This window comes from Belnapia sp. (assembly GCF_059504005.1).
In genome coordinates, this window is the sequence record NZ_JCACHU010000089.1 from 113,484 (window position 1) to 122,855 (window position 9,372).

At 71.6% G+C, this 9,372-nt stretch carries 12 protein-coding genes; 7 read left to right on the forward strand and 5 right to left on the reverse strand.

Annotated elements, in window-relative coordinates; genetic code table 11:
- Positions 1-35: 35 nt before the first annotated feature.
- The 5 genes from AC5JJ1_RS13425 to rpsU form a co-directional block, all read right to left on the reverse strand.
- Positions 36-1,229, reverse strand: a complete 1,194-nt coding sequence (locus tag AC5JJ1_RS13425) for a pyridoxal-phosphate-dependent aminotransferase family protein (protein WP_495785609.1) — start codon at positions 1,227-1,229, stop codon at positions 36-38.
- A 34-nt stretch (positions 1,230-1,263) separates the two neighbouring features.
- Complete coding sequence (locus AC5JJ1_RS13430) at positions 1,264-1,701, reverse strand: hypothetical protein (protein WP_495785610.1); 438 nt, start codon at positions 1,699-1,701, stop codon at positions 1,264-1,266.
- Between the two features lie 82 nt (positions 1,702-1,783).
- Positions 1,784-2,329, reverse strand: coding sequence for a carboxymuconolactone decarboxylase family protein (locus AC5JJ1_RS13435; protein ID WP_495785611.1), 546 nt, complete (start codon positions 2,327-2,329; stop codon positions 1,784-1,786).
- Positions 2,330-2,350: 21 nt separating this feature from the next.
- Positions 2,351-2,980 (reverse strand): glutathione S-transferase family protein, encoded by a 630-nt coding sequence (locus AC5JJ1_RS13440; protein WP_495785612.1) that lies wholly within the window; start codon positions 2,978-2,980, stop codon positions 2,351-2,353.
- A gap of 89 nt (positions 2,981-3,069) precedes the next feature.
- Positions 3,070-3,273, reverse strand: a complete 204-nt coding sequence (gene rpsU, locus AC5JJ1_RS13445; protein ID WP_007006360.1) for a 30S ribosomal protein S21 — start codon at positions 3,271-3,273, stop codon at positions 3,070-3,072.
- Positions 3,274-3,485: 212 nt separating this feature from the next.
- Between rpsU and def the strand changes: the two genes are divergently transcribed.
- The 7 genes from def (at position 3,486) to dnaG (ending at position 9,222) form a co-directional block, all read left to right on the forward strand.
- On the forward strand, positions 3,486-3,989 hold the full coding sequence (def, locus tag AC5JJ1_RS13450; RefSeq protein ID WP_495785613.1) for a peptide deformylase: 504 nt from the start codon (positions 3,486-3,488) through the stop codon (positions 3,987-3,989).
- Positions 3,986-4,567, forward strand: a complete 582-nt coding sequence (locus AC5JJ1_RS13455; protein WP_495785614.1) for a COQ9 family protein — start codon at positions 3,986-3,988, stop codon at positions 4,565-4,567. Before def ends, AC5JJ1_RS13455 begins: the two co-directional genes overlap by 4 nt.
- Positions 4,568-4,625: 58 nt before the next feature.
- A complete protein-coding gene (locus tag AC5JJ1_RS13460; protein ID WP_495785615.1) occupies positions 4,626-5,417 on the forward strand; it encodes an HpcH/HpaI aldolase family protein in 792 nt (263 codons plus the stop codon).
- Positions 5,418-5,531: 114 nt separating this feature from the next.
- Entirely contained in the window at positions 5,532-6,569 is a 1,038-nt protein-coding gene (locus AC5JJ1_RS13465) for an extracellular solute-binding protein (RefSeq protein ID WP_495785616.1), read from the forward strand.
- Positions 6,570-6,580: 11 nt separating this feature from the next.
- A complete protein-coding gene (locus AC5JJ1_RS13470; RefSeq protein ID WP_495785617.1) occupies positions 6,581-6,772 on the forward strand; it encodes a (2Fe-2S)-binding protein in 192 nt (63 codons plus the stop codon).
- An 85-nt stretch (positions 6,773-6,857) separates the two neighbouring features.
- A complete protein-coding gene (bfr, locus tag AC5JJ1_RS13475) occupies positions 6,858-7,352 on the forward strand; it encodes a bacterioferritin (protein ID WP_495785618.1) in 495 nt (164 codons plus the stop codon).
- 16 nt (positions 7,353-7,368) lie between these two features.
- Entirely contained in the window at positions 7,369-9,222 is a 1,854-nt protein-coding gene (gene dnaG, locus AC5JJ1_RS13480) for a DNA primase (RefSeq protein WP_495785619.1), read from the forward strand.
- Positions 9,223-9,372: the final 150 nt, after the last annotated feature.

Below are 9,372 nucleotides of genomic sequence, written 5' to 3' on the forward strand. Positions count from 1 at the left end.
GAGATGGCCGGGATGGGCCCGGCCATCCGGCGACCTCAGTCGGCCAGGGCGGCGATCGCGGCGTCGACGCCGCCCGGGGCGTGCGGGACGCCCGCGACCCTCATCGCCAGCTCGACGGTCGAGAGCGTGCCGAGGATCATCGGCTCGTTCAGGTCGCCGAGATGGCCGATGCGGAACACCTTGCCGCCGAGCGGGCCGAGGCCGCCGCCGAGCGAGAGGTTGAAGCGCTTCAGCGCGATGCCGCGGAGCTCGTCGGCATTGAAGCCCTCGGGCATCAGGACCGCCGTCACGCTGTCGGAGTAGCGCGCCGGGTTGGCGCAGAAGAGCTGCGGGCCGTTGTTGCCCGACCAGTGCTGCACCGCGGCGCGCACGGCGCCGGCGAGGCGATGGTGGCGGGCGAAGACGTTCTCCAGCCCCTCCTCCTGCTCGATCAGGCGGAGGCTCTCCTGCAACGCGTAGAACATGTTGACGGGGATGGTGCCGACGAAGCTCCTGTGCGGCCGGGCCAGCATGTTGGTCCAGTTGAAGTAGTGCTTCGGCAGGCGCGAGGTCTTGTGCGCCTCCATCGCCTTGGCGGAGACGCCGTTGAAGCTCATCCCCGTATGCAGCATGAGGCCCTTCTGGCTGCCGCCGACCGAGGCGTCGACGCCCCATTCGTCCATGCGGAAGTCGAGCGAGCCGAGGGAGGAGATGGTGTCGGCCAGCAGCAGGGCCGGGTGGCCGGCGGCGTCGATGGCGGCGCGGATCTCCTGCACCGGGAGCATCATGCCCGTCGCCGTCTCGTTGTGGACGGCGCAGACGGCCTTGATGGCCCGGTCGCGGTCGGCGGCGAGGGCCGCCTGCACCGCGGCCGGGTCGGCGCCGCGGCGCCAGTCGGCGGCGACGGTCCGCACCTCCAGGCCGAGGTCGCCCGCCATCTTCGCCCAGGATTCGGAGAAGTAGCCGCTCTCGACGATCAGCACCGTGTCGCCCGGCGAGAGCAGGTTGACGAGACAGGCCTCCCAGGCGGCATGGCCGGAGCCGGTGTAGAGGAAGATGTCCTGCGTAGTCTTGAGGACGCGCTTCAGCCCGTCGATGCAGGCCGTGTAGACCTCGACGAAATTCGGGTCGTTGAAGTCGACGGTCTGGTGGGCACCGGCGAGCAGCACGGAATCCGGGATGTTGGTCGGGCCGGGATTGGCGAAGAACTGGCGGCCGCGGGGCTTCCGGGCGGGCTGCGTGGCGCTCATGCGTCCTGATCCCCTTAAAGGTCTTGTGAAGCGGTCATCCCATGACGGCGGGCGGTTGCCCAGAGGGTAGATCATCGGCCTCGCCGAGGACCAGCAGGCTGTGGCCGCCCGCGCCGACCGTATGCAGGAGGCCGGTGCCGACGAGGCCGCGGATGGTGAAGACCATGCGCTCATCCACCAGCCGCCCTTCGGCCAGGAGGAAGGCCAGGGCCGCCTGGGCGAAGGCGAGGGCAGCGGCCCCCTCCACCGCCTCGATGCGGACGGTCTCGCCCCAGGGCACCATGCCGAGCAGGGCCTCGCGCTCCTCGGGCGACAGGCGGCGGGGCGACGGGCGGCGCAGCTCGCGCGGCCAGCCGAGGATGGAGGCGGAGGCGGTGAGCGCGCAGACCAGGCTGCCGGCACCGAGGGCGAGGATCGCCGGCGGGGTCACCGGGAGGGGCGCCCCGGGCTGGTGTTGGCCTTCGTCATGCATCGGCACTCCTGCCTGTGGCGCCGCAAGGAAGCGCCAGGGCAGGGCCGGGATGCAACTGAAGCTTGTTTCACCTCGCGCTCATTCACGCGCGCAGGGGGAATGCCTTCAGGTAGCGCATGTAGCTCTCCTCCACGTCGATCTCGAAGCTGGCCAGCAGCCGGACGACGGCGCAGTAGAAGCTCGCCGTCATCACGAGGTCGGTGAGGCTCGCGGGGTCGAGCTGCGCCGCGAGGCTGGCGAAGGTGGCGGGGGCGATGGCGCCGTCATGGAGCTCGCGCGCGGCCTGGAGGCAGAGGCGGGCGAGGGGTTCGAGCGCCGAGGTCTCGCCGCGGCTCTCGGCGATCAGCGCGGCGATGTCGCCGTCGGTGACGCCGAAGTCGTAGCCGATCTTGATGTGGTGCGACCACTCGTAGGGCGAGCGCGCCTGCCAGCCGATCTGCAGGATGACGAGCTCGCGCAGGCGGGCATCGAGGGTGGTGCCGTGGCGGAGATACCCGCCGAGGGCGCCGAAGGCCCGCGCCGCGGCCGGGTTGTGGGCGAGGATCTTGTGCAGGTTGATGTCGCGGGCGAGCAAGGCCTGGTCCTCGGGGGCGAGGTCGGCCTTCTCGAGATAGGGGAGGCGGGCCATGGCGCTCTCTCCGTCCGGGGCTCAGGCGTCGATATGGGCGGTGGCCTGGACGGCCGGGCGGGCGCTGAAGGCGGCGTGCCAGGCGGCCAGGCGGGGACGGGCGGCGCGCCAGCCGGCCTCCGGCCAGCGGAAGTCGAGATAGGCGAGGCTGCAGCCGATCGCGACATGGCCGATGTCGTAGGGCGTCGCCTCCAGCGCAGGCACCAGCGCCTCCATGGCGGGGAGGGTCGCGGCGCGCTTCAGGGCGAAGCCCTCGAGGATGGCGGCGGAGGGGTGCTCGCGCATGGATTCGCCGCGCCACAGCAGCAGCATCTCCATGAAGCCGCTGCCGAGGGCGTGGCGCTGCAGCGCGTCGATCCGGGCGGGCCCCGCCTCGGGGAAGAGGCGGGGGGCGTCGCCGAGACCGTCCAGGTATTCGCAGATGACGGCCGAGTCGAAGAGCACGCCGCCATCGGGCAGCACCAGCGTCGGGATGCGGCCGAGCGGGTTGCGGGGCAGGAGGTCGCGGTCCGTTCTCGTCAGGGCGACGACGGTCGGGATGCGCTCGATCCTGTCGGCGAGGCCGCGCTCATGGGCACAGACCATGACCTTCCGCACGAAGGGCGAGCGGCTAGACCAGTAGAGCTGTAGGCCGGGTGGCGGTGCCGCCATGGAACTCTCCCCCCTGTCGTCGAGGGGAGTGTGCCGTGACGCGCCGCGGATGCAAGCCGGGCGGCTTGCCCTGATGCTTTCTTAGGGGCTTAGAAGCCCTCGCGCTCCAGGCGCTTGCGCTCGACCTTGCGGGCGCGGCGGACGGCCTCGGCGGCCTCGCGGGCGCGGCGCTCGGACGGCTTCTCGTAATGGCGGCGCAGCTTCATCTCGCGGAACACACCCTCGCGCTGAAGCTTCTTCTTGAGCGCCTTCAGCGCCTGGTCGATGTTGTTGTCACGGACGACGACTTGCACGCGGCCTTGCCTCCATGGGCTTGACGGGAAACAGGAATCGCCGCTCAAGGGACATGGTTGCAGGCCGCTCGGTCGAAACCGGCTGCCCTCGCCATCCCCACCCTGATGCGGAGGGGTCAATCCGTAGCATGAGAGGGGCTGGTGCGGGAAGCCCCCTCCCACATAGGCGCCGTTGTCCCCAAATCGGGCGGGAGAGCCGGAGGAGGTCAGGTTTGGCCATATTGAAGATCGCCCGCATGGGCCACCCGGTGCTGCTGCGCGAGGCGGAGCCGGTGGACGACCCGACCCATCCGGAGATCCGCCGGCTGGTCGCCGACATGGCGGAGACGATGCTGGATGCCTCCGGCATCGGCCTCGCCGCGCCGCAGGTGCATGTGCCGCTCCGCCTCTTCGTCTGGCGCGGACCGACCGGGGTCGCCGCCCTGGTCAACCCGGAGCTCGAGCCGCTGGGCGAGGAGGTGGAAACGGCCTGGGAGGGATGCCTGTCCATCCCCGGGCTCCGGGGGGCGGTGGAGCGGCCGAAGCGGATTCGCTATCGCGGCCTCGATGCCGAGGGGAATCCGGTGGAGGGCGAGGCGGAGGCGATGACCGCGCGGGTGATGCAGCACGAGACAGACCATCTGGACGGCATCCTCTACCCGATGCGGATGACCGACCATTCGCTCTTCGGCTTCACCGAGGAGCTGGCCCGCGCCGCGGGGAGCCCGGCGCGATGACCGAGCGCAGCGACATCCGCGACGCGGCGGTGCGGGCGATGCTGCCCGTCGCCGCGGATGAGGGGTGGAATTGGGGGACGCTGCGGGCGGGGCTCGCCGCCATCGGCGAGGATCCGGCGCTGGCGGAGAGCCATTTCCCGGCCGGGCCCGTGGGGGCGGTCGCGCATTGGATCGACCTGTCCAACCGCGAGATGGAGGCGGCGGCCGCGGCGGAGGACCTGGCCGCGCTGCGGGTGCCGGCGCGCATCCGGCGGGTGGTGGAGCTCCGGCTGCGGGCCGCCGCACCGCACAAGCGGGCGCTGAGGCGGGCGCTGAGCCTGCTGGCGCTGCCGTGGAACACGCCGGCCGCGCTGCGCACCACCGCCCAGACGGTCGATGCGATGTGGCATGCGGCGGGGGACAAGTCCTCGGACTTCTCCTGGTACACGCGGCGGGCGACGCTGGCCGCGGTCTACGGGGCGGTGCTCGCCTACTGGGTGCGGGACGACGACCCGGAGGTGGAGGATGCGCTCGACTTCCTCGACCGGCGCCTCGCGGATGTCGCGCGGCTCGGCAAGATGCGGCGCCGCGCGGCCTGATTGACCGCGGGGCCCCGGCGTGGTGCGCTTTCTTCCAATCCAAGGGAGGGAGGGCGCCATGCCCATCGTGCCGAACCATGCGCGGCGGCGGCTGGGGGCGGGGGAGGTCTCGCTCGGCTTCGGGGTGCATCACCTGCGGGGCAGCGCGGTCGGGATGATCGCGGCCGCGACCGGCTATGACTGGCTCTTCATCGACATGGAGCATGGCGCGGCCTCGGTGCAGGAGGCGACGCAGATCGCCATCGCAGCGCTCGGCCAGGGCGTCACCCCGATCGTCCGCTGCTGCAAGGATGCGCTCTTCGAGGGGACGCGGGCGCTCGACAACGGCGCGATGGGCGTCGTCGTGCCGCATGTCGACACCGAGGCCGAGGCGCGGGCGGTGGCGGCGGCCTTCCGCTTCCCGCCGCTCGGCACGCGGTCCTGGGGCGGGCCGCCCTTCGCCTACGACTTCCAGCCGCCCGCGGTCGCCGAGGCGCAGGAGGAGCTGAACCGGGAGATCCTCGTCGCCTGCATGATCGAGACGCCGGAGGCGGTGGAGAATGCGGCCGCGATCGCCGCGGTGCCGGGGGTCGACGTGCTGATGATCGGCACCTCGGACCTCACCGCCTCCATGGGCATCCCCGGCCAGATCGGGCATGAGCAGGTGCAGGCGGCCTATGGCAAGGTCGCCGGGGCCTGCCGGGCGGCGGGCAAGGTGCTCGGCATGGGCGGCGTCTATGACGAGACCTGGGCGGCGGCCTACATCAGGCTCGGCGCGCGCTTCATCCTCAGCGGCTCGGACCATGTGATGCTGATGGCCGCGGCCGGAGCGCGGAGCCGGTTCCTGCGCGGGCTGCAGCCGGCGGGCTGAGCCCGATCGAGGCGGGGCGGGCGCATGGTGGCCGGGCGGGCTGCGGAAGTGACTTGCGAATGGTTCTTACTTCCATTATCAAACGGGCAGCGCCAGCCTGGAGAAGACGTCCGCATGCCCGCCCGCCCGACGCGACGCCTGCTTGCCCTCGCCGCCGCCGCCTGCCTCGCCGCATGGTCCGGGGCCGCCGCAGCCGAGGAGGTCAACCTTTATTCCTCGCGGCACTACGACAGCGACCGCGCCCTCTATGAGACCTTCACCAGGGAAACCGGCATCCGGGTCCGGCTGATCGAGGGCGATGCGGACCAGCTCATCGAGCGCATCCGCAACGAGGGGGCGAACAGCCCGGCGGATGTCTTCATCACCGTCGATGCGGCGCGGCTGGCGCGGGCGGCCTCGGCCGGCATCCTGGCCCCGTTGCGCTCGCCGGTGGTGGAACAGCGCGTGCCCGAGGCGCTGCGGGACCGCGACGGCTACTGGTTCGCTGTCTCCACCCGGGCACGGGTCATCATGTACGACAAGGAGCGGGGCGCGCCGGAGGGGCTGGCGCGCTACGAGGACCTGGCCGACCCGCGCTTCCGCGGGCAGATCTGCGTCCGCACATCGAGCCACCCCTACAACACCAGCCTCGCCGCCTCGATCCTCGCGGCCAACGGGCCGGAGCGGACGGAGCGCTGGGCCGAGGGCTTCGCCGCCAACCTCGCCCGGCCGCCGCAGGGGGGAGACCGCGACCAGTTCCGCGCCATCCCGGCCGGGCAGTGCGGCCTCGCCATCTCGAACACCTACTACCTCGCCGCGATCGGCGCCTCGGAGCGGCCGGAGGACAGGGCCCTCTTCGCCCGCATCGGCGTCATCTTCCCGAACCAGGCGCCGGGCGACCGGGGCGCGCATGTGAACATCTCCGGCGCCGGGCTGGTGAAGACCGCGCCGAACCGGGCGGCGGCCGTGCGCTTCCTCGAACACCTGACGAGCGGGCCGGCGCAGGAGCGCTTCGCGCTGGGCAACATGGAGTATCCGGCGGTCGCCGATGCGCCGCTGCACCCGGCGCTGCGCGCCATGGGCAGCTTCCGGCCGGAGCCGGTGGATGCCGAGCGGACCAATGCGCATGCCACGCAGGCGCTGCAGATCATGCAGCGCGCCGGCTGGCGCTGAGGGAGGCGGCGATGATCCTTTGTCTCTGCAACGCGCTCTCCGACAAGCAGGTCACGGAAGCGGTCGAGAAGGGCGCGGCCAAGCCGCGCGAGGTCTACGCCCATTGCGCCTGCAAGGCGCAGTGCGGGACCTGCACGCGAATGATACTCAACATGATCCGCGACCTGGCCGCGCCGCCCGCGGCACAAAGCCGGGCTTCCTGACGGCGCGATCTGCTATACAAGCAGGCTGATCCTCAGCGCGCGCCAGGGGCCCCCGCCCCTGGCGCCCATCCGTGCCGGAGCCGCCATGAAGGCCGACCCCAAGGTCATCGAGTACCTGAACACCCAGCTCACCAACGAGCTGACCGCGATCAACCAGTACTTCCTCCATGCGCGCATCCTGCGGCACTGGGGCGTGACCAAGCTCGGCGCGCACGAATACAAGGAATCGATCGAGGAGATGCGCCATGCCGACTGGCTCATCGAGCGCATCCTCTTCCTTGGGGGCTTGCCGAACCTGCAGCGGCTGAACCAGGTGCTGGTCGGGCAGACGGTGGAGGAGATCCTCCGCGCCGACATGGCGATCGAGGAGAAGGCGACCGGCGACCTGCGCGACGGAATCGCCTATGCCGAGAGCGTCCGCGACTTCGTCTCGCGCGACCTGCTGCTCAAGATCCTCGAGAACGAGGAGGAGCATGTCGACTTCCTCGACCGGCAGTTCGACCTGATCAAGCTGATCGGCATCGAGCGCTACATCCTGCTCAACAGCGCTGCCGCCCCGGACCAGCACGAGGCGGACTAGCCCCAGCGCCCGGCCGATGGCCCTCCCGCCGGCCTTCCTCGAGGAGTTGCGGGCCCGGACGCCGCTGCCGGGCCTGATCGGCCGCAAGACGCGCCTGGCGCGGAACGGGCGGCAGTGGAAGGGGTGCTGCCCCTTCCACAACGAGAAGACGCCCTCCTTCTACGTCTATGACGACCATTTCCACTGCTTCGGCTGCGGCGCGCATGGGGATGCGATCACCTTCCTGATGCGGGCCGAGGGGGCGAGCTTCCCCGAGGCCGTCGAGCGGCTGGCCGGCGAGGCGGGGCTCGAGGTGCCGAAGGCGACGCCCCAGGCCGCGGAGCGGGAGCGGCGGGCGCGCGACCTCTACGGCGTCTGCGCGGCGGCGGAGGCGGCCTTCCGGCGGCGGCTGATGCTGCCCGAGGGCAGGCCGGCGTTCGACTACCTCCGGCGGCGCGGGCTGACCGAGGCGACGATCGCCCGCTTCGGCCTCGGCTGGTCGGGCGAGGGCCGCGGCGCGCTGGCGGCGGACCTCAAGGGCGAGGGGATCACGCCGGAGCAGCTGGTCGCCGCCGGGCTGATGAAGCCGCGCGATCCGGACCGACACGAGGCCGGCCTCGTCGACATGTTCTTCAACCGGGTGATCTTCCCGATCCGCGACCGGCGCGGGCGGACGATCAGCTTCGGCGGGCGCATCCTCGGCGACGGGCAGCCGAAATACGTCAACGGGCCGGAGACGGAGCTCTTCTCCAAGCGGCGGAGCCTCTACGGGCTCGACCTGGCGCGGGAGGGGGCCTTCCGCGGCGGGACGATGGTCGTCGTCGAGGGCTACATGGACGTCATCGCCCTCCATCAGGCGGGGTTCGGCGGTGCCGTCGCGCCGCTCGGGACGGCGCTGACGGCGGAGCAGCTGGAGGCGCTGTGGCAGGTCTCGCCGGAGCCGGTGCTCTGCTTCGACGGCGATGCGGCGGGCGCCAAGGCCGCCTTCCGCTCGGCCGAGCTGGCGCTGCCGCTGCTGGCCCCCGACCGGAGCCTACGCCTCGCCATGCTGACCGGCGGGGAGGATCCGGACACGCTGGTGGCGAAGGGCGGCCCGGCCGCCTTCGAGGCGGTGCTGGCCGGGGCGAAGCCGCTCTCGGCCGCCCTCTACGACCTCCTCGCCGGGGCGACGCCGCCGGCGACGCCGGAGCAACGCGCCGCCTTCCGCAACCGGCTGGACGCTGCGGCCAAGAGCATCCCCGACAAGGCCCTGTCGAGCGAGTACCGCCGGGCCTGGCTCGACCGCTTCTTCGCCGAGGGGCGCAGCGCCCGCCCGGCCTCGGCGCCGCGCCCGGCCTGGACGCCGCGGGGCAAGCCGGGCGAATTGGTCTCCATCCGTGGCCTGCAGCGCACGGTCATCGACCAAAAGGCGATCCGGCTGGAGCGGGCGCGCAACTTGCTGGCGATTCTTCTCCATCATCCCGCCCTGCTGCCGGAGGTGGAGGAGGCGCTGGCCGCGCTCGAGCTGCCGGCGGGAGACTGCACCCGGCTCCGGGAGGCGCTGCTGGCATGGCTTCCCGGCGCCGATCACCTTGACTCGACGAGGCTGATGGACCACCTCCGGAAGGCAGGCTGGGAGAGTGTGGCAACCTGGGCGACCAGGAATCGGGGCCTCTGCCAGGCCGCCGATCCGGAGGCCCAGCCGAAGGAGGCCCTCGAGGCCTGGTGGCACTTCTTCAGCCTGCTGCGGGGCAAGGCGGAGTTGGATAACGATCTGGCCGAGGCTCGGAGAATGCTGGAGGAGACCAACGACCCGCAAGCCCAGCATCGATACGTGCTGCTGCTGGAAGCGCAGCGCGCCCTGCTGAGCGGCGAGGCCGGGGACCAGGCCCAGCCGGATAGCATAGTATAGAGATATCGTCGCACGGGCGCCCGCCCCCCGGGGCCGCCCGTCGCAGGCATGGAGCGCAGGCATGGCGAGCAAGGCCGCAGGTGGTACGGATACGGTCGAGACGCGCGACGAGGTGGTCGAGGGTGTTCTCCTCGACACCATGACGGCGGC

Coding starts and splice junctions, on each gene's coding strand:
- AC5JJ1_RS13435 (WP_495785611.1), bottom strand. CDS start 2,329: ATGGCCCGCCTCCCCTATCTCGAGAAGGCCGACCTCGCCCCCGAGGAC.
- AC5JJ1_RS13460 (WP_495785615.1), top strand. CDS start 4,626: ATGCCCATCGTGCCGAACCATGCGCGGCGGCGGCTGGGGGCGGGGGAG.
- dnaG (WP_495785619.1), top strand. CDS start 7,369: ATGGCCCTCCCGCCGGCCTTCCTCGAGGAGTTGCGGGCCCGGACGCCG.
- AC5JJ1_RS13455 (WP_495785614.1), top strand. CDS start 3,986: ATGACCGAGCGCAGCGACATCCGCGACGCGGCGGTGCGGGCGATGCTG.
- AC5JJ1_RS13470 (WP_495785617.1), top strand. CDS start 6,581: ATGATCCTTTGTCTCTGCAACGCGCTCTCCGACAAGCAGGTCACGGAA.
- bfr (WP_495785618.1), top strand. CDS start 6,858: ATGAAGGCCGACCCCAAGGTCATCGAGTACCTGAACACCCAGCTCACC.
- AC5JJ1_RS13465 (WP_495785616.1), top strand. CDS start 5,532: ATGCCCGCCCGCCCGACGCGACGCCTGCTTGCCCTCGCCGCCGCCGCC.
- AC5JJ1_RS13440 (WP_495785612.1), bottom strand. CDS start 2,980: ATGGCGGCACCGCCACCCGGCCTACAGCTCTACTGGTCTAGCCGCTCG.
- AC5JJ1_RS13430 (WP_495785610.1), bottom strand. CDS start 1,701: ATGCATGACGAAGGCCAACACCAGCCCGGGGCGCCCCTCCCGGTGACC.
- AC5JJ1_RS13425 (WP_495785609.1), bottom strand. CDS start 1,229: ATGAGCGCCACGCAGCCCGCCCGGAAGCCCCGCGGCCGCCAGTTCTTC.